This is a genomic window from Kitasatospora sp. NBC_00039, assembly GCF_045160625.1.
In the GTDB taxonomy this organism is placed as follows: domain Bacteria; phylum Actinomycetota; class Actinomycetes; order Streptomycetales; family Streptomycetaceae; genus Kitasatospora.
Genome location: NZ_CP108289.1, coordinates 2,945,904 through 2,963,668, shown reverse-complemented (window position 1 = coordinate 2,963,668; position 17,765 = coordinate 2,945,904). Strand labels below are relative to the sequence as shown.

Sequence of the window (17,765 nt, the reverse complement as noted above, 5' to 3'; positions counted from 1 at the left end):
CTGTCTTCGAGGGCCGCGAGGCTCAGGCGGACCGGCCGACCAGCTCGTAGCCGGCCTCGTCGACGGCCGCGCGGACCTGCTCGTCGTCCAGCTCGGCCGCCGAGAGGACCGTTACGGTGCCGGCCTTGGCGTCGGCCGCCACCTCGGTGACGCCGGCCAGCGCGGAGAGCTCCTTGCTGACCGAGCTCTCGCAGTGGCCGCAGCTCATGCCGGTCACGGTGTAGGTGATGGTGCTGGACATCGGAGCCTCCGGGAGGTCTGTACCGCCGCGGGCACGTGCCCGGGCTGTTCGTCTGATAACACCATACCCCTGCGGGGTATGACCCAGGGAAGGGGGTGATGTGGCGCGGATCGCATCCGGCCGCCCGGCGGCGCGGACGCGGTCCGAGAGCAGAGCGTATGCGCCCGAACACGCTGCGCCCGAATCCGCGCCGGGCGGCGGGCGGATTCTGGTGCAGCGTGCGGTCCTGCGGGGTCGTTCAGGCGGGGGGCCGGGAACCGGGCCGGGTTCGTGGCGCGCTCGCGGCGGATCAGCAGCCGCAGCCAGAAGAGGCCGCCCAGCGCACTGGATGACAAAGCGGTCATTTCGGTACCGATTGGCCCAGTGCGGCTCGGGTGGGCGGGCCGGTTCCGGGGTGCGGGGGTGAGGTGGCTGATCGTCCGTTATGTTCGATATGTGTTCCCGATCCGCCGAGCCCAGTCGCCCGCGGTCCCGACCGCCCTGGGACTGTCGCCGGGCCGGCGGCGCGGCGCGCTGCTCGCCGCCGACCTCCAGGACGTGCCGTTCTGGCGCCGGGCGACCCCGGCGCTGATCGCGATCGGGTTGGTCGGGCTCGCGGATCTCTTCTCCGGCAAGGACCGCTACCTCGCGCCGCTGATGACGGTCGTCCCCACCATTGCCGCACTCACCCTGCGGCCCGTCGAACTGCTGATGGTCTGCCTGCTCGGCCTCTTCGCCGTGTTCGGCCTCAGCCACTACGACGAGGTCGACAACGTCAACGACGAGCGCTTCCTCTACGGCGCGATGGTCAGCTACCTGCTGCTCACCCTGTTCTCCGCCTGGGTCGCCCACCTCAGGATGCGCCGGGCCGCGGCCTTCGCGGCCGTCAGCTCCGTCGCCGAGGCCGCCCAGCGGGCGCTGCTGCGGCTGCCCGGCCCGGTCGTCGGACCGCTGCGCCTCGCGGTCCGGTACGTCTCCGCCGCCGACGCCTCGCGGATCGGCGGGGACCTCTACTCCGTCCTGGAGACCCCGCACGGCACACGGGTGGCGGTCGGGGACGTCCGCGGCAAGGGCCTGGGAGCCGTGCAGACCGCCGCCGTGGTGCTCGGCGCCTTCCGCGAGGCCGCGTACGACGAGGCCGGGCTGCGCGGGGTGGCCGCCCGGATCGAGGCCAGCGTCGAGCGACACGCGCCGGACGGGGAGTTCACCACCGCGCTGTTCGCGGAGTTCCGCACGCCCGGGGTGATGGAGCTGCTCCAGTACGGGCACGTCCCGCCGATCCGGGTGGACCCGGACGGCGGGGTGCACGTCCTCGACGCGCCCGATCCGTGGGTGCCGCTCGGCCTCGGCCGGCTGGCCGCCGGCGAACCGACCAGCTGGGACCAGCCGTTCGGCCGGGACGACGTGCTGGTGCTCTGCACCGACGGCGTGATCGAGGCCAAACACCGCCGGAACGGCGAGTTCTACCCGCTGGCGCAGCGGGTCGGCCCGCTGGTGCGGGGCGCGGCCCGCTCCGCCACGGAGCTGGAGGCGGCCGTCGGCCGGGTCTACGCCGACCTGCTGGAGCACACCGGCGGGGAGCTGCGGGACGACGCCCTGCTGCTCCTGATCACCCGGACCGATCAGCTCTGAGCCGCGGTGACCTCGGCGAGGGCACGGAAGACCAGGGCCGTCGAGGTCGCGCCCGGATCCTGGTGGCCGACGCTGCGCGGGCCCAGGTAGGAGGCGCGGCCCTTGCGGGCCTGGAGCGGCACGGTGGCGAGCGCGCCCTGCTCGGCCGCGTCCGCCGCCGCCCCGGACGCCTGCGGCAGGCCGGCGCCCGCCGCCACCGCGGCCCGGTAGGCGGCCAGTGCCGGGGTCCAGGCGTCCACGATGGTCTTGTCGCCCGGCCCGGCCCTGCCGAGGTCCCGCACCGCCTGGAGTCCGGCCGCCAGCGCGTCGCCGAACGCGGCCGGGCCGGCCGGGGCGGGCAGGGCGGAGCCGAGAGCACGGAAGGCCTTCCCGTACAGCGGCCCGGAGGCGCCGCCGACCTTGGAGATCAGCGTCGTACCGGCCTTGGTCAGCACCGCCCCCGGGCCCGCCGGGTCGAGGCCGTCCAGAGCGGCCAGCACGGCGGTGAAACCGCGCTGCAGATTGCTGCCGTGGTCGCCGTCGCCGATCGCGGAGTCCAGCTCGGTGAGCCGCTGCTGCTCCTTCTCCACGGCGGCGGCGATCGCGCGCACCCAGGCCTCGGCGAGCGGGGTGTCGAAGTCCATGTCCCGCCCTCTTCTCAGGCCCGCTTGAGGGCGGGGGTGTCCACCGGGGCGTCCCACAGCTCCAGCAGCTCGCCGTCGGCCTTGGCCAGGGTGAGCGAGAAGCCCGCCATGTCCAGGCTGGTGACGTAGTTGCCGACCAGGTTGCGGGCCACCGTGATGCCGCGCTCGGCCAGCCGTGCGGCCACCTCGCCGAAGACGATGTACAGCTCCAGCAGCGGGGTGCCGCCGAGACCGTTCACCAGGGCGATCACCTCGTCGCCGGTGGTCAGGTGGTGGTCGGCGAGGATCGTCTCCACCACCTCGGCGGCCAGCTCGCGGGCCGGGCGCAGCTTCTCGCGGCGGCGGCCGGGCTCGCCGTGGATGCCGACGCCGACCTCGATCTCGTCCTCCGGTAGGTCGAAGCCGGGTTTGCCGGCGGCCGGGACGGTCGCGGCGGTCAGCGCGATCGCGAAGGAACGGGAGGCGGCGTTCACCCGCCGGCCCATCGCGGCCACGTCGTCCAGCGTGGCGCCGCGCTCGGCCAGCGCGCCGGCGATCTTCTCCACCAGCACGGTCGCGCCGGTGCCGCGGCGGCCGGCCGTCCACGTCGAGTCCTCGACCGCGACGTCGTCGTCGACCAGCACGGTGCGGACCTCCAGGCCCTCCTCGGCGGCGAGTTCGGCGGCCAGCTCGAAGTTCATCACGTCACCGGTGTAGTTCTTCACCACGAAGACCACGCCCGCGCCGGAGTCCACGGCCTTGGCGGCGGCCAGCATCTGGTCCGGCACCGGGGAGGTGAAGATCTCGCCCGGGCAGGCGGCGTCCAGCATCCCGCGGCCGACGAAGCCGCCGTGCAGCGGCTCGTGGCCGGAGCCGCCGCCGGAGACCAGCGCGACCTTCGAGGCCGGCGGGCGGAGGGCCCGGGTGATCACCCGGTTCGCGAGGTCCACCGTCAACTCCGGGTGGGCGGCGGCGAATCCGGCCAGCGCGTCCTCCAGGACGCTCTCCGGGGTGTTGATCAGCTTCTTCACGGCGCTTCGCTCCCTCGGCAGACGATGCTGACCCGACGCTACGCCAGATGGGGGGCGGCGGCACGGGGTGCGGCGAGGGGCGGCGTGTCCCGGGGTGAGACGGGGGCTGGGGCGTGCGGTGGGTGGCCGGTGGGGCTGGGGCGGGGTCGGCGGCACCGGGCGCGACACGGGGCACGGGTCACTCGTGCGGAGCAGCGGGGCCGCCGTAGGGTCGGCGTATGAGCGACTACGTGGGCATCGTCCTGGTCTCGCACAGCGCGCAGCTGGCCGCCGGGCTGAAGCAGTTGTTGGGGGAACTCGCCTCCGACGCGGTGCGGGTGGTGGTGGCGGCCGGCACGGAGGAGGGCGGGATCGGCACCAGCTACGACCTGATCGCCCGGGCCGTCACGGAGGCGGACGGCGGGGCGGGCGTGGTGGTGCTGCCGGACCTCGGCAGCTCGGTGCTGACCGCCGTCACGGTGCTGGAGGACGAGCCGCGGCCGGGGGTGGTGCTGGTGGACGCGCCCTTCGTGGAGGGCGCGGTCTCGGCGGCGGTCACCGCCTCCACCGGGGCGGCGCTGGCCGAGGTGGTGGCGGCGGCCGAGGAGGCACGGACCTTCCGCAAGCTCTGAGGGGCCGCGAGCTGCGGCCGCTACTTGGCGTCGGCGTAGCAGTCCACCACGGCGGTGCTGAGCGGGAACCGGACCGGGGTGTCCCCGAAGACCAGCTGCCGGGCCTCGTCGGCGGCGGCGGCGACGGCGGCGGCCACCTCGTCGGCCAGGTTGGCCGGGGTGTGCACGATCACCTCGTCGTGCTGGAAGAAGACCAGGTGCGGCCGGTCGGCCGGATCCGCCACCGGCAGGGCGCCCAGCCGGCGGCGCAGCGCCGCGAGGAGGGCGAGCGCCCAGTCGGCGGCGCTGGCCTGGATCACGAAGTTGCGGGTGAAGCGGCCCCGGGCGCGGGCCGAGCGGCCGCCGGCATCCCCGGCGGTCTCCGGGGCCTCGGTGAGGTCGAGCCAGTCGGCGGAGGGCGGGGGGCAGACCCGGCCCAGCCGGGAGGCGACCACGCCGCCGTCCTCGCCGGTGCGGGCGGCCGCCTCGACGTAGCCCATGGCGGCCGGGTAGCGGCGGCGCAGGGTGGCGAGCAGCGGGCCGATGTCGCCGCTGGTCTGCCCGTACATGGCGCCGAGCAGGCCGAGCTTGGCCTTGTCGCGGTCCCCCTGGAAGGCGGAGGCGGCCAGCGCCTCGTAGAGGTCGCCGCCGGCGGCGGTGCGGGCCAGGCCGGCGTCCTCGGAGAGGGCGGCGAGGACGCGCGGCTCCAGTTGGGCGGCGTCGGCGACGACCAGCAGCCAGCCCGGGTCGGCGACCACGGCGCGGCGCAGGATGCGCGGGATCTGCAGGGCTCCGCCGCCCCGGCTGGCCCAGCGGCCGGAGACCACGCCGCCCACCACGTACTCGGGGCGGAACCGGCCGCCGCGGGCCCAGGCGTCCTGCCAGGCCCAGCCGTGCGCGGCGTGGATCCGGGAGAGCTCCTTGTAGCGGACCATCAGCTTCGCGGCCGGGTGGTCGACACCCTTCAGCTCCCAGGACCGGGTGGAGCCGAGCTGGATGCCGCGGTCGGCGAAGGCGCGCAGCACCTGGCTGTGCGAGTCGGGGTTGAAGGGGCGCCCGCCGAGGGCCTGTTGGAGTTCGGCGGCCAGCTCGGCGAGCAGTCTGGGCCGGCTGCCGGGGACGGTGGGGCGGGGGCCGAGCAGCTCGGTGAGCAGCCGGTCGTGGACGTCGGCGCGCCACGGCAGGCCGTCGTACGCCATCTCGGCGGCGACCAGCGCGCCGGCCGACTCGGCGGCGACCAGCAGCCGGAACCGGGAGCGCGCGCCCGGGTCGGTGATCGCGGCCAGCCGGCGCTGTTGCTCGGCGTGGACGGCGACGACGGCGGCCAGCGGGTCGGCGCCGGGCGGCAGTTGCAGCCGGTCCGGGGCGAACAGGGTGTCCTGCCCGTCGTCGTACTCGGCGGAGCCGGGTTCGGGCAGGTCGGCCGGGACGGGCAGGCCGCGGAGCCGGGCCCAGGCGGCGCCGAGCGAGCGCGGCGCACCGAACCGGCCCTCGTGGGCCAGCAGCAGCGCCTCGGTCAGCCGCAGGTCGTGGCAGCGGGCGAGCCGGTCGGGCATTCGGGGGAGCAGCGGGGCGTAGGCGCTGTCGGCGGCCGCCCAGACCCAGCGCACGGTGCCGGCCCGCTCGGCGGCGGCGACGGCGGCGGCGAGGTCGGGGGCGGCGCTGGGCGGGCCGAGCGGGGCTCCGGCGTCGTCGAGGGGCTGGAGCCGGCCGCCGGGGCCGTGCGGGTCGGGGACGAGGGCGATCCGGGGTGCCATGGGGGCTCCTCCTCTCGGGCGGACGGGCAGGGACCTCGACGGTAGCCGGTGGGTACGACAATGCGGGCCGGACGGCGCGCGCGCCGGGTGGCGCGCTGGTCCCCGGGCGGTTCGCCGCCGAGCGGCCGGGGGCCGTAGGCAGCGCCGGTGACACCGCGTAGGGTCGGCGAAATGACCGAGAACCCCTTCTTCGAGCCCAGCACCCTGGTCTACGAGCTGCCGCCCTTCGCCGAGATCCGGGAAGAGCACTACCTGCCCGCGTTCGAGCGCGGGATGGCCGACCAGCTCGCCGAGATCGCCGCGATCACGGCCGATCCGGCGCCGCCGGCCTTCGACAACACGGTGGCCGCGCTGGAGCGCTCGGGGGCGCTGCTGCGGCGGGTGCGGGCCGTCTTCGACAACCAGTCCTCCGCGGACACCTCGCCGCTGGTGGACCGGGTGGACGCCGAGATCAGTCCGAGGCTGGCGGCGCACAGCGACGCGATCCTGCTGGACGCCGCGCTGTTCGCCCGGATCGAGGAGCTGTACCCGCGGCGCGCCGGGCTGGACCTGGACGCCGAGTCGCTGCGGCTGCTGGAGCGGTGGCACACAACCTTCGTCCGGGCCGGGGCCCGGCTGGGCGCCGCCGAGCAGCAGCGGCTGCGCGCGCTGAATGCCGAACTGGCCACCGCCTCCTCGGAGTTCCGGCAGAACGTGGCGGCCGACTCGAAGGCCCGTGCGCTGGTGCTGGACTCCGCCGAGGAGCTGGCCGGGCTCTCGCCGGACGCGATCGCCGCCGCCGCCGAGAACGGCCGGGCGCTCGGGCACGACGGTAAGTACGTGCTCAGCCTGAAGAACTTCTCCAACCAGTCCGAGCTGGCCTTCCTCACCGACCGCTCGGTGCGCGAGCGCCTGCTGGCGGCCTCGCTGGGCCGCGCGATCGAGTCCAACGGCCCGCTGGCGATCCGGATGGCCGCGCTGCGCGCCGAGCGGGCGCGGCTGCTCGGGTACGACACGCACGCCTCGTACGTGGTGGCGGACGAGACGGCGGGCAGTGTCGGGGCGGTGGACGGGCTGCTGGCCCGGCTGGTGCCGCCGGCCGTGGCCAACGCCCGCCGGGAGGCGCAGGAGCTGGCCAAGCTGGCCGCCGCCGACGGGATCGAGGAGATCGCCGCGCACGACTGGGCGTACTACTCGGAGCAGGTCCGGCAGGCCTCGTACCAGGTGGACGCGGCGGCGCTGCGCCCGTACTTCGAGCTGGAGCGGGTGCTGCGGGACGGCGTCTTCTTCGCCGCCAACCTGGCGTACGGGGTGACCTTCACCGAGCGGCCGGACCTCGTCGCCTACCACCCGGACGTGCGGGTCTTCGAGGTGTTCGAGGAGGACGGCGGCTCGCTGGGGCTCTTCCTCGGGGACTTCCACGCCCGGGCGTCCAAGCGCGGCGGGGCCTGGATGGACGAGCTGGTCACCCAGTCGCGGCTGCTGGGGAAGCGGCCGGTGGTGTTCAACAACCTGAACGTCGCCAAGCCGGCGGCCGGTGAGCCGGTGCTGCTCTCCTGGGACGAGGTCCGCACGCTGTTCCACGAGTTCGGGCACGCGCTGCACGGGCTCTTCTCGGACGTCCGCTACCCGTACTTCGCGGGCACCGCCGTGCCGCGGGACTTCGTCGAGTTCCCCTCGCAGGTCAACGAGATGTGGATGGTCCGGCCGGAGGTGCTGGCCAACTACGCCAGGCACCACGTGACGGGTGAGCCGCTGCCCGCCGGGTCGGTCGAGCGGATGGCCGCGGCGGAGGGATTCGGGCAGGGCTTCCGCACCGTCGAGTACCTGGCGGCGACCCTCCTGGACTGGGCCTGGCACACCCTGCCGGCCGGCCAGGAGGTCGCGGATGCCGAGGAGTTCGAGGCGGCGGCGCTGGCCAAGGCCGGTGTGGCGGTGGCGGCGATCCCGCCGCGCTACCGGACGGCGTACTTCTCGCACGTCTTCTCGGGCGGCTACAGCGCGGGCTACTACGCGTACATCTGGTCGGAGGTGCTGGACGCCGAGACGGTGCAGTGGTTCGGGACCAACGGCCGGAGCGTGCGGGAGAGCGGCGAGGTGTTCCGCCGTGAGCTGCTGTCGCGCGGGGACAGCCGGGACGCGCTGGACTCCTTCCGTGCGGTGGTCGGGCGCGACCCGCAGACCGGCCCGCTGCTGGCGCGCCGCGGTCTGGCGTAGTGCCTCGGAGGGTGGCCCGCGCACGGCGGGCCACCCCGGGTCCGACGGGTCCGACGAGGGCCGACGGGCCCCGTCGGGGTCTAGCGGGGTGTGACGGTGACGGTGACCGGGGTGCCCGGGCGGGTGTGCGGGAGGCGGATCCGGGCGGTGCCGGCCCGGTCCCCGGCCGGCTGGTCGAGGTCGACCCGCGCGCCGGCCGGGGTGACGGTGACCCGCACGCCGGTGGGGAACGCGGCGGCGGGCAGGGCCAGTTCGGTGGCGTGGCCGGTGCCGTCGGCGGTCCAGCGGACGATGTGGCCGTCGGCGGTCGCGGTGGTGGCCGCGTCCGTCCCGGCGACCGCCGTCGGATAGGGGCCGAAGACCGGTTCGTCGCCGGGGGCGGGCCGGCCGGCCGGGTCGAGTGCGCAGTAGCCGCCGTTGCCCCGGCACCAGTACCACATCGCCCAGCCGGCGGCGAAGCCGTCCATGGCCGCGACCTGCCGGCGGACCAGCCGGGTGTTGCCCGGCCTGCGGGAGTCGGGCGGCCCCCACTCGCCGACCAGGACCGGCAGCCGGTGGACGGCCGGGTAGGCGGTGATCGCGGCGGTGTACCGCTCGACGAAGCCGCCGCTCTCGTCCCAGTCGGCGCCGGACTCGACCGCGGTGTCGTAGAAGTGCGGCGCGTAGCCGAGCCGGGGGCCGCCCCGGCGCGGGTCGGCGAAGCCGGGCAGCCGGGTGGGCACGCCCTGGCCGACCAGGACGGTCGGTTCAACGAACAGCCAGGCGTGGGTGTCCACTTGGCGCACGGCCCGGATCAGGCGGCGGTACATGTCGGCGAGCCGGCCCTGTTCGAGGGCGGCGGAGGCGGCGGCGAGCACCGCCGGGTCGGTCGGGTCGCCGTCCACTGGGCCGAACGGCTCGTTGAACAGGTCGTAGCCCAACAGGGAGCGGTGGTCGCGCAGTTCGCGGGCCAGCCGGGTGTAGAAGTCAGCCTGCCAGGCGCGCAGGTCGGGGTCGTCGTAGAGGTGGCGGAAGGCGGCCTGGACGGCAGGCTGGAAGTAGCCGGCGAACCAGTCGTCCGGGTCCGGGGTGAACGGCAGGCCGTCGTCGCGGGTGGCCCAGAGCGGAATGCCGCGGTCGCCGCCGCCGAACTTCGGCCCGTAGACGTCCTGGTGGAAGTCGACCAGGGCCAGCACGCCGTACCGGTCGGCCCAGCCGAGCAGCCGGTGCAGACGGGCCAGTTCGGCCGGGTCGAGGCGGCCCCGCCCCGGCTCCAGCCTGGTCCAGGAGACGGGCACCCGGATCAGCGTGAAGCCCTGCTCCGCGAGGGACTTGACGTCCTGCTCGGTGGCCTCGGCGTACTTGTCGAGGTTGAAGCCGCGCAGCTGGAGCCGGCGGCCGGAGTCGTCGGTGAGGCTGGTGCGGCCGTCGGGGGCGGTGGCCGTCCCGGTGGGGAACTCCGCCCGGTGCGGCGCCGCCCGGGCCGCGGCCGGGGCGGCGGCGAGCGGCGTGGTGAGGGCGGTGGTGGCGGCGAGCAGGAGGGCAACGGCGGTGCGGCGCAGACGCATCGGGACCTCACAGGATCTCGCGGGCCGAGGCTCGCGGGCCGGGGGTGGGGCCCGATGATGCCCGGATCGCCGTGTACTGCACAAGAGTTCGGGCCGGGTTCGGCGTCGGCCGGGGCGGGGTTCAGGCCGGCGGCGGCTCGGCGGCCGGGGCGGGGAGGGCGGCGGTGGGCAGGTCGGCGGCGGCCGCGAGCCGGCCCCAGAGCAGGTCGGCGAGCGCCTGGACCATCCGGGTGCGCGAGCACGGTCTCGACTCCAGCCACCAGTCGCCGGCCGCCAGCACCATGCCGGTGATGCCGCGGCCCCAGGCCTCGGCGAGGAGTTCGCGTTCCGCGCCGAGGTCGACCTGGCTCTCGACGGCCCGGGTGATCTCCTCCGCGATCTGCCGCAGCGCCGGGGCGAGCGCGTGGCCGACGCCGCTCGGGTCTCCGGGCTCGGGGTGCGTGAGCAGCCGGTAGACCTGCGGGCGGGCCTCGATCCCGGCCAGGTAGGTGTCCAGTACGTGCTCGACCCGGTCGCGGCGCTCCAGCGGTTCGCTGAGCGCGGCCCGGACGGCGGCCAGCAGGCCGCTGGTGTGGCGCTCGGTCAGCGCCCCGATCAGGCCGTTCCGGTCTCCGAAGTGGCGGTAAAGGATCGGCTTGGTGATCCCGGCCTCGGCGGCGATGGCGTTCATGCTGGCGGCCGGGCCGTCCCGCTGGATCACCCGGTCGGCTGCGTTGAGCAGCTGCTCGCGGCGGGGCTCTGGGGACATGCGCTGCTCCTCGTTCGGGCCGTTGACATCAGTTACGAATCAGTAGCAGACTCCCTCGATGTTACCGGGGGTAACACCCGGCGTGGCCGCGTCGGCAGCTGCCGGCGGCGGGCCGCCTCCCGGCAGCCGGCACTTCATCGGAGGTATGCATCATGGGCACGTTCTCGCTGGACCCGGGCGCGGACCAGCTCGCCGTACGCGACTGGCTGCACGGCTTCGCCGCCGACGTCATGCGCCCGGCCGCGGCCGAGTGGGACGAGCGGGAGGAGACCCCCTGGCCGGTCATCCAGGAGGCCGCCAAGCTCGGCATCTACTCCCTGGACTTCTACGCCCAGCAGTACTTCGACCCCTCCGGCGTCGGCATCCCGATCGCCATGGAGGAGCTGTTCTGGGGCGACGCCGGCATCGGCCTGTCCATCGTCGGCACCACGCTGGCCGCCGTCGCGGTGCTCGCCAACGGCACCGAGGAGCAGATCGGCACCTGGGCGCCGCAGATGTTCGGCACCCCGGACGACGTCAAGGTGGCGGCGTTCTGCTCGTCCGAGCCGGACGCCGGCTCCGACGTCTCCGCGCTGCGCACCCGCGCCGTCCACGACGAGGCCACCGGCGAGTGGGTGCTGAACGGCACCAAGACCTGGGCCACCAACGGCGGGATCGCCGCCGTCCACGTCGTGGTCGCCACCGTCGACCCCGCGCTCGGCTCGCGCGGGCAGGCCTCCTTCGTGGTGCCGCCGGGCACCCCGGGGCTGAGCCAGGGCCAGAAGTTCAAGAAGCACGGCATCCGCGCCTCGCACACCGCCGAGGTGGTGCTGGACTCCGTCCGGGTGCCCGGCCACTGCCTGCTCGGCGGCAAGGAGAAGCTCGACGAGCGGCTGGCCCGGGCCCGTGAGGGCACCCGGAGCGGAAAGGGCAAGAACGCCGCGATGGCCACCTTCGAGGCCTCCCGCCCGGCCGTCGGCGCGCAGGCGATCGGCATCGCCCGGGCCGCGTACGAGGTGGCCCTCGACTACGCCGGGACCCGGGTGCAGTTCGGCCGGCCGATCATCGACAACCAGGGCGTGGCCTTCCAGCTGGCCGACATGAAGACCCGGATCGACGCGGCCCGGCTGCTGGTCTGGCGGGCGTCCTGGATGGCGGCCAACAACCAGCCGTTCACCGCGGCCGAGGGCTCGATGTCCAAGCTCTACGCGGGCGAGACGGCCAAGTGGGTCACCGCGCAGGCGATGCAGATCCTCGGCGGCAACGGGTTCACCCGCGAGTACCCGGTCGAGCGGATGCACCGGGACAGCGCGATCTACTCGATCTTCGAGGGCACCAGCGAGATCCAGCGGCTGGTGATCGCCCGGGCGATCTCCGGGATGCCGATCCGCTGACCGCGGCCGGCGTCAGCGGGCCGCCCAACGTTCTACGGGCCGGGCTGGCCCGTCGCAACGCCCACCAGGGCTAGCGAGAAGCCCCCGGCTCCAGCCGGGGGAGGAGTCACGATGAAGGGGAACACCGTGAGCCGCCGCTGCCGGTGGCCGACGTGGCGGTCATCCAGCGTTCCCTTGCGGACGCCGCGCCGGATGAACAGGGTCGGGACGACGGCGGCGAACAGCACCGCGAACAGTGCCCAGCCGAGACCCCGCCAGCCGTAGCGCAGGACGCCGGGCAGCGGCAGCATCGCGATGATCACGTTCTTGGGCTCGACGCCGTCGGTGACCCGGCGGGCCCAGAGGGTGGTGGTCGTCGGCGTGGTCATCGCGGTGGGCGCTCCCGCCGGCTCGGCTGGATCTTCGACCGGGTGATCGTAGTGGTCCGGGTGGGAGTGATCAGAACCGGGGCGGGCGGCCCTCCAGGAACGCGGCGAGGCCCTCGCGCACGTCCGGGGCCTCCCGGGAGCGGATCTCCCACGGCCGCAGCGCCGCGGCGGCCTCCTCCGGCGCGCAGCCCAGCGCCGCCTTCACCGCACCGATCGTCTGCGGCGAGCGCCGCGTCAGCAGCCGGGCGAACTCCAGGGCGTCGGCGTCCAGATCGGCGGCGGGCAGGACCAGGTCGGCGAGGCCGATCGCCGAGGCGCGCACTCCCGTCAGCAGCTCGCCGGAGAACAGCAGGAGCTTGGCCCGGGAGGGCCCCACCAGCCTGGCCAGCCGCAGGGTGGGGACGGCCGGGTAGACCACCCCGAGCTTGGCCGGGGTGATCCCCATCCGCGCGTCGTCGGCGACCCACCGGAGGTCGCAGGCGACCGCCAGCTGACAGCCGCCGCCGACGCAGGCGCCGTGCACCACCGCGATCGTCGGGTGCGGGAAGTCCGCCAGCGCCTCCTCGGCGGCGACGTTGGAGGCGTGGTAGGCGTCGGCGTGGTCCGGATCGGCGTAGACCTCGGACAGCTCGGCGATGTCCGCGCCGGCACTGAAGGTGCCGCCCGCGCCGGTGACCAGGAGGGCGCGGACACCGGGCTGTTCGGCGATCCGGAGCAGCACCTCGGGCAGCGCCTGCCAGATCGCCAGGGTGATGGCGTTGCGCCGGGCCGGCCGGGTGAACTTCAGCACGGCCACGCCGTCCTCGCCGACGTGGGCGCGGAGGCCGTCGACGTGGGTGGGCAGCGGGGAGCGGTCCCGCGTGAGCAGCGGCTGGTCCATGCGCACCTCCGGAGATCGTGGTGCGGACACTCTCTCAGGTGGCGCGGGCGGGGCCCGACCTGGGCTTCAGGCGGGGGCCCCGGGCGGGCGGGTGCCGTAGTCGCCGAGCCCGTGCTCGACCAGGTCGAAGGCGCGCCGGGCGTTCTCGACGGCCTCCGGCAGCACCTCGGCGGCCCGCTCGCCGGCCATCATCCGGCGCTGGTTGTCGCTGGTCAACGCCGCGCGGACGCCGAGGAGTTGGGCGGCCGCCGCCTGGGCGAGGACCCGATCGCCCTCCGGGTCCTCGGCCAGCAGCTCGGAGGTCAGCAGCTCGTTCGCCGTGTGGCCGAACGCGGTGGTCGCGCGCAGGGCCAGCGCGGGGGTCCGGTAGATCAGCCGCACCACGTCGACGGTGAACCGGTGGTCGTTGAGGCCGGTGGCCGGGTCGAACTCGGCCAGCGCGGCCAGGAAGTGGGTGCGCAGTGCGGCCACCACCGAGGTGCCGGGGGCGCGGTCGCGCACCACCCGGGCGGGCTCGTCGGTGTGCTGCTCCATCGGCGCCATGACCAGGTCTTCCTTGGACGGGAAGTAGTTGAAGACGGTCATCTTCGAGACGTCGGCGGCGGCGGCGATCTCGGCGACCGACACCTCGTCGAAACCCCGCTCGGCGAACAGGGCGATCGCGCTGTGCCAGATCCGCATGGCCGTCTGCTGCTTCTTGCGCTCGCGCAGGCTCAGCCCGTCGGGGGCGGCGGTCCCAGTGCTCTTCACCATGGGCACGACTGTACCAGGATCAAACATATACCAGGTCAGAATGTGTACCAAGTCGGAAGATTGGTCGGGATGAAGAATTGACCGAGTCAAAAAATCCTGCCATGGTGGAGCCGTGCCGCCGGGCCGGGTCTCCCCGGTGCGGCTCGGCCCCTGCTCGATCGCCCGAATTCCGCTACCCCCGGGGGGACTTCCAATGGCGGCCACCGCGCCGGCAGCAGCTCTGATGACGGAGCCTCAGCGCAAGCTGGGCATGCTGCTCTGCCTGATCACGATCATCCTGGCCGTGCTCGACATGAACATCGTGTCGGCGGCCACCGTGCCGATCGTCCGGGACCTCGACCCGGTCCACGGCGTCGACCGGCTGCCCTGGCTGGTCAGCGCGTTCGCGCTGGCCGCCACCGCGCTGCTGCCGCTCTACGGCAAGCTCTGCGACCTCTACGGCGCCAAGCGGGTGCTGCTCGCCGCCGTCGGCACCTTCCTGTTCGGCTCGGCGCTCTGCGGGGCGGCGCAGTCGATGGAGCAGCTGATCGCCTTCCGGGCCGTCCAGGGCATCGGCGGCGGCGGGCTGATGAGCGTGACCATGGTGGTGATGGCCCAGCTCAAGGACCCGGAGGAGGAGAAGAAGGGCGGCGGGGGCGGCATGGGAGGCATTGTCGGCGGTGCCGGCATGGCCATCGGCCCGCTGGTCGGCGCGCTCCTCGCGGACCACCTCGACTGGCGCTGGATCTTCTACGTCAACCTGCCGCTCGGCCTGCTCGTCCTGGTCGGCGCCGCCCTCCTGCTCAAGCTCCCGAAGGGGGCCGGCAGCCGCGGCCTGGACTTCCTCGGCGCCACGCTCGCCGCCGCGTTCGCCACCTCGCTGCTGTTGGTGACCGAGTGGGGCGGCAAGGACTACGCCTGGACCTCCCCGCAGATCCTCGCGCTGGCCGCCGCCACCCTGGCCTTCCTCGGCCTGTTCCTCTGGCGGCAGGCCACCGCCGCCGCGCCGGTGCTGCCGCTCTCCCTCTTCCGCGTCCCGGAGATCCGGATCGGCTTCGCGGTCCAGGGGCTGGTCGGCATGGGCCTCATGGGCGCGGTCATGTACGTGATGCTGTACCTGCAGGTCGCCCGCGGTGTCGCCGCGACCTCGGCCAGCCTCTACCTGATCCCGATGGCGACCGGCATGACGGTCGTCGGTCTGGTGGTCAACCGGCTGACGGCGCGCGGCATCCCGACCAGGACGCTCATTGCCGTCGGCGGGGCCTGCGCCACCGGCGCCCTGCTGCTGCTCGGGCTGAGCGGCCCGGACACCTCGCTCTGGCTGGTGGGGGCCGAGCTGATGCTGCTCGGCCTCGGCCTGGGCCAGCTGATCGGCCAGCTCATCACCGTCGTCCAGGACGCCGCTCCGGCGCACCAGTTGGGTGTCGCCACCACCGGCATCCGGTTCTTCCAGACGCTCGGCAGCGCACTGGGCGCGGCGCTCTTCGGCACCGTGCTGGCCCGGGTCTTCGAGGGCGGCGAGCCCGGCGCCTCGCTCGGCGCGGTGGGCCGGATGGCCGGCGCGGCCCGGGAGCACGCGGTGCGGAGCTTCGTCGACGCGGTGGACGTGGTCTTCCTCTCGGCGGCCGGGGTGATGGCGCTGGTCGTGGTGCTCGCGCTGCGGCTGCCGCGGCAGCCGGTGGAGGAGCAGGCCGTCGAGGAGCGGGTGCTCACCGCCTGAACCCGGCCGGTCGGGGGCCGGGGGTGGTTTCCACGGATCGGCGTAGGGCCCGGTGGACTTCGGTCCGCCGGGCCCGTGTCGTGTCCGTGTTGCCGAGCCGGGGTCCGCTGCGGGTCGGGCAACTGGTCAGGCAGTGGGCCGGCCGGGGTCGGGCGGCGGGTCAGGCGGAGGGCTTCCACTCGCGGGCGAGGAGCGACCAGACCTCCTTGTCCTGCCGGACACCGTTGTGCGGGTAGTGCTCCCGCATCGTGCCGTCCAGCTTCATGCCCAGCCGCTGGGCGAGCGCCCGGCTGCGGATGTTGGCCGGGCTGGTGTACCACTCGATCCGGTGCATGCCCCGGGTGGTGAAGGCGTAGTCGATCAGGTGGCGGACGGCGGCGGCCACCAGGCCCCGGCCCTCGCCGGCGGGCTCCGTCCAGACCCCGATCTCACAGTTGCCGGCGGCGGCGTCGAACTGCGGGAACATCACGCCGCCGACCAGGGTGCCGTCGACCCGGATGCCGAAGATCCGGCCGGCGTCGGCGGCCTGCCGGTCGGCGTAGCGCTGGAGGGTCGCGCGGGCCGAGTCCAGGTCGGTGGAGTGGCCGGCCCAGCCGATCCACGGATCGGTGTGGGCGCGGGCGCGGTCCATGTGGGCGAGGAACTCGGGGGCCTGCCACGGTTCCAGGGGGCGCAGGACGGCGTTGTCGGCGAGCGGGACGGTGAACATGGCAGGCCTTTCGAGGAAGCGGTCCGGGGCGGTGGGCCCAGGCGGGCGGCCCGGGTGGGCCCTACATACATAACAAACGTTTGGTATGTACGATAGCCCCCATGACGCCCGCCCGTGGAGACCATGACGCCCGACGCCTGGAAGTCTCCGAGGCGGTCTGGCGGGTGCTCTCCTCCCGCGGCTTCGAGGGGCTGACGCTGCGCGCGGTGGCCGCCGAAATGGGTGCCTCGACCGGGTTGCTGACGCACTACTTCCCCAACAAGCGGGCCTTGGTGGCCTACGCGCTCGACGAGTTGGACCGGCGCTCCCTCGAACGCCCGCGCCGCGTCGCGCCCGTCGACGGCAGTGCGCCGCCGCCGGCCGGGCTGGCCCGGCTGCGGGCGGCGCTGCTCGACATCCTCCCGCTGGACGGACCGGCCACGGCCGGCAACCGGATCTGGGTCGGCTCCTGGGACGTCGCGCTGGCCGACCCGGAGCTGGCGGACGCGCACGCCGCGCGGTACGCCCGGGCGCGGGAGATGCTGAGCGGGCACGTGGCGGACGCGCAGCGGCTCGGCGAACTGCCTGTGGGCGTGGATGCGGCTCAGCTCGCGGCGGGGGCGCAGGCCTTCGCGCTGGGGCTGGTCGTGCAGGCCCTGTTCGCCCCGGCGGAGTTCCCGCCCGCGCGGCAGGCGGAGCTGCTGGACGCCTACCTGGCCGGGCTGGTGGCCTCGGGGAGCCGGCCCGCGTCGTAGTGCGGACCCGGCCGGGGCCGGGTCGGGTGTGGCGTGCGGTCGGGGTGGGCGCGGGCCGTGGGCGTGCGTGGGGCGTGCCCCGGAGCTCGTCGGCTGCTGCCGGCCCGGGCCGGGGGCGGTGCCGGATCGGCGCGCGGCTTCCGTTCGAGTCCGACCCGTCCGCGTGGTGCGGTCGGCCGGTGCCGGTGTTTCCCGTGGGGTCGTTTCCGACGCGGCCACGACACGCATTGTCACGGGCTATGTGCGGTCGGTGTGCATGCTTTTCCCGGCGGCCGGGCGGGCATAGGCCCCACCGGCCTGGTGGCCTGCGGGAATTCGCGCGTGGGTGCCCCCAGCAGGATTCGAACCTGCGACCTACCGCTTAGAAGGCGGGTGCTCTATCCGCTGAGCTATGGGGGCGGAACGGGCGGCGCCCTGGCGGGCGTGACCGTTGCCGGGATCGGGTGACGGGCGCGTGCGGCGCCCGCTGTCCGGCCCCGTACCTGAGGGTGGGGGTGGGGGTTGGCGGACCCTTGCCCTGTCGGGGACAGGATAAGGGTGTCCAGTTCCTCGGCCGGGTGTAACAACACCGTGGCGGGTGTGTCGGCTTCGGTGGAGCGGTCCGATAATCGCAGGTGAAGGCCGTACGTGCAGCGGTCTGACGGTCTTCGGCGCCGGACGTTGTGCAGTCGTTACGGGGCTGCCGCCCCACCCGTTATGGATTCGGCACGGAGAAAGCGCCGCCGTCGCCGCGGGTGGGGGGCCGTATTCGGGTTCGTTCGGTCGGATGACGTGGGCGGACGGCCGGCCGAGCCACCCGTGGGGGTGTCCTGCCGGGGCGCGAAGCGGGTCGTTTGTTGTCATGGCCGCGCAGAAGAGGGGCCGGAAGTAGTGCCGCAAGGCCGAAATTCACCCCTGTGAGTGACGCCGGTTTTCCACAGGGCCGA

General features: G+C 74.4%; 16 protein-coding genes and 1 tRNA gene. 6 read left to right on the top strand and 11 right to left on the bottom strand.

Going from position 1 to position 17,765, the window contains the following annotated elements:
- Positions 1–22: 22 nt before the first annotated feature.
- Positions 23–241, bottom strand: coding sequence for a heavy-metal-associated domain-containing protein (locus OG286_RS13205; RefSeq protein ID WP_396324985.1), 219 nt, complete (start codon positions 239–241; stop codon positions 23–25).
- A gap of 435 nt (positions 242–676) precedes the next feature.
- On the opposite strand from OG286_RS13205, the gene OG286_RS13200 reads away from it, so the two are divergent.
- A complete protein-coding gene (locus OG286_RS13200) occupies positions 677–1,852 on the top strand; it encodes a PP2C family protein-serine/threonine phosphatase (protein WP_405361529.1) in 1,176 nt (391 codons plus the stop codon).
- Here the strand turns inward: OG286_RS13200 and dhaL are convergent.
- Both dhaL and dhaK read right to left on the bottom strand, forming a co-directional pair.
- The gene (dhaL, locus tag OG286_RS13195; RefSeq protein WP_396324987.1) at positions 1,843–2,475 is read right to left on the bottom strand and encodes a dihydroxyacetone kinase subunit DhaL; all 633 of its coding nucleotides are present in this window, start codon (positions 2,473–2,475) and stop codon (positions 1,843–1,845) included. The two genes, OG286_RS13200 and dhaL, sit on opposite strands and share 10 nt — an antisense overlap.
- Before the next feature lie 14 nt (positions 2,476–2,489).
- Entirely contained in the window at positions 2,490–3,485 is a 996-nt protein-coding gene (gene dhaK / locus OG286_RS13190) for a dihydroxyacetone kinase subunit DhaK (RefSeq protein WP_396324988.1), read from the bottom strand.
- 218 nt (positions 3,486–3,703) lie between these two features.
- On the opposite strand from dhaK, the gene dhaM reads away from it, so the two are divergent.
- On the top strand, positions 3,704–4,096 hold the full coding sequence (gene dhaM / locus OG286_RS13185) for a dihydroxyacetone kinase phosphoryl donor subunit DhaM (protein WP_405361533.1): 393 nt from the start codon (positions 3,704–3,706) through the stop codon (positions 4,094–4,096).
- Positions 4,097–4,116: 20 nt separating this feature from the next.
- Here dhaM and OG286_RS13180 read toward each other — a convergent pair whose 3' ends face one another.
- Positions 4,117–5,832 (bottom strand): bifunctional 3'-5' exonuclease/DNA polymerase, encoded by a 1,716-nt coding sequence (locus tag OG286_RS13180; protein WP_396324990.1) that lies wholly within the window; start codon positions 5,830–5,832, stop codon positions 4,117–4,119.
- A gap of 171 nt (positions 5,833–6,003) precedes the next feature.
- Between OG286_RS13180 and OG286_RS13175 the strand changes: the two genes are divergently transcribed.
- The gene (locus OG286_RS13175) at positions 6,004–8,028 is read left to right on the top strand and encodes a M3 family metallopeptidase (RefSeq protein WP_405361535.1); all 2,025 of its coding nucleotides are present in this window, start codon (positions 6,004–6,006) and stop codon (positions 8,026–8,028) included.
- Between the two features lie 80 nt (positions 8,029–8,108).
- Here the strand turns inward: OG286_RS13175 and OG286_RS13170 are convergent, their stop codons facing one another.
- Together OG286_RS13170 and OG286_RS13165 are read right to left on the bottom strand one after the other, a co-directional pair.
- Complete coding sequence (locus OG286_RS13170; protein WP_405361537.1) at positions 8,109–9,575, bottom strand: cellulase family glycosylhydrolase; 1,467 nt, start codon at positions 9,573–9,575, stop codon at positions 8,109–8,111.
- A gap of 121 nt (positions 9,576–9,696) precedes the next feature.
- Positions 9,697–10,323: a TetR family transcriptional regulator gene (locus tag OG286_RS13165; protein WP_396324993.1), complete on the bottom strand. Its 627-nt coding sequence runs from the start codon at positions 10,321–10,323 to the stop codon at positions 9,697–9,699.
- A gap of 152 nt (positions 10,324–10,475) precedes the next feature.
- Between OG286_RS13165 and OG286_RS13160 the strand changes: the two genes are divergently transcribed.
- The gene (locus OG286_RS13160; protein ID WP_405361539.1) at positions 10,476–11,696 is read left to right on the top strand and encodes an acyl-CoA dehydrogenase family protein; all 1,221 of its coding nucleotides are present in this window, start codon (positions 10,476–10,478) and stop codon (positions 11,694–11,696) included.
- 32 nt (positions 11,697–11,728) lie between these two features.
- On the opposite strand, the gene OG286_RS13155 is transcribed toward OG286_RS13160, so the two are convergent.
- The 3 genes from OG286_RS13155 to OG286_RS13145 form a co-directional block, all read right to left on the bottom strand.
- Entirely contained in the window at positions 11,729–12,064 is a 336-nt protein-coding gene (locus OG286_RS13155) for a hypothetical protein (RefSeq protein WP_405361541.1), read from the bottom strand.
- Between the two features lie 70 nt (positions 12,065–12,134).
- Entirely contained in the window at positions 12,135–12,944 is an 810-nt protein-coding gene (locus OG286_RS13150; protein ID WP_396324996.1) for an enoyl-CoA hydratase/isomerase family protein, read from the bottom strand.
- A gap of 66 nt (positions 12,945–13,010) precedes the next feature.
- Positions 13,011–13,697, bottom strand: a complete 687-nt coding sequence (locus OG286_RS13145; RefSeq protein ID WP_405361544.1) for a TetR family transcriptional regulator — start codon at positions 13,695–13,697, stop codon at positions 13,011–13,013.
- A gap of 223 nt (positions 13,698–13,920) precedes the next feature.
- Here OG286_RS13145 and OG286_RS13140 point away from each other — a divergent pair, with 223 nt between their 5' ends.
- Positions 13,921–15,396, top strand: a complete 1,476-nt coding sequence (locus OG286_RS13140) for an MFS transporter (protein ID WP_396324998.1) — start codon at positions 13,921–13,923, stop codon at positions 15,394–15,396.
- A gap of 160 nt (positions 15,397–15,556) precedes the next feature.
- Here OG286_RS13140 and OG286_RS13135 read toward each other — a convergent pair whose 3' ends face one another.
- Positions 15,557–16,105 carry a GNAT family N-acetyltransferase gene (locus OG286_RS13135; RefSeq protein ID WP_405361546.1) on the bottom strand — a complete coding sequence of 183 codons (549 nt, stop codon included), beginning with the start codon at positions 16,103–16,105 and terminating at the stop codon, positions 15,557–15,559.
- Positions 16,106–16,206: 101 nt separating this feature from the next.
- On the opposite strand from OG286_RS13135, the gene OG286_RS13130 reads away from it, so the two are divergent.
- The gene (locus OG286_RS13130; RefSeq protein WP_396325000.1) at positions 16,207–16,839 is read left to right on the top strand and encodes a TetR/AcrR family transcriptional regulator; all 633 of its coding nucleotides are present in this window, start codon (positions 16,207–16,209) and stop codon (positions 16,837–16,839) included.
- A 326-nt stretch (positions 16,840–17,165) separates the two neighbouring features.
- On the opposite strand, the gene OG286_RS13125 is transcribed toward OG286_RS13130, so the two are convergent.
- Positions 17,166–17,238 (bottom strand) — tRNA-Arg (locus tag OG286_RS13125).
- Between the last annotated feature and the right edge of the window lie 527 nt (positions 17,239–17,765).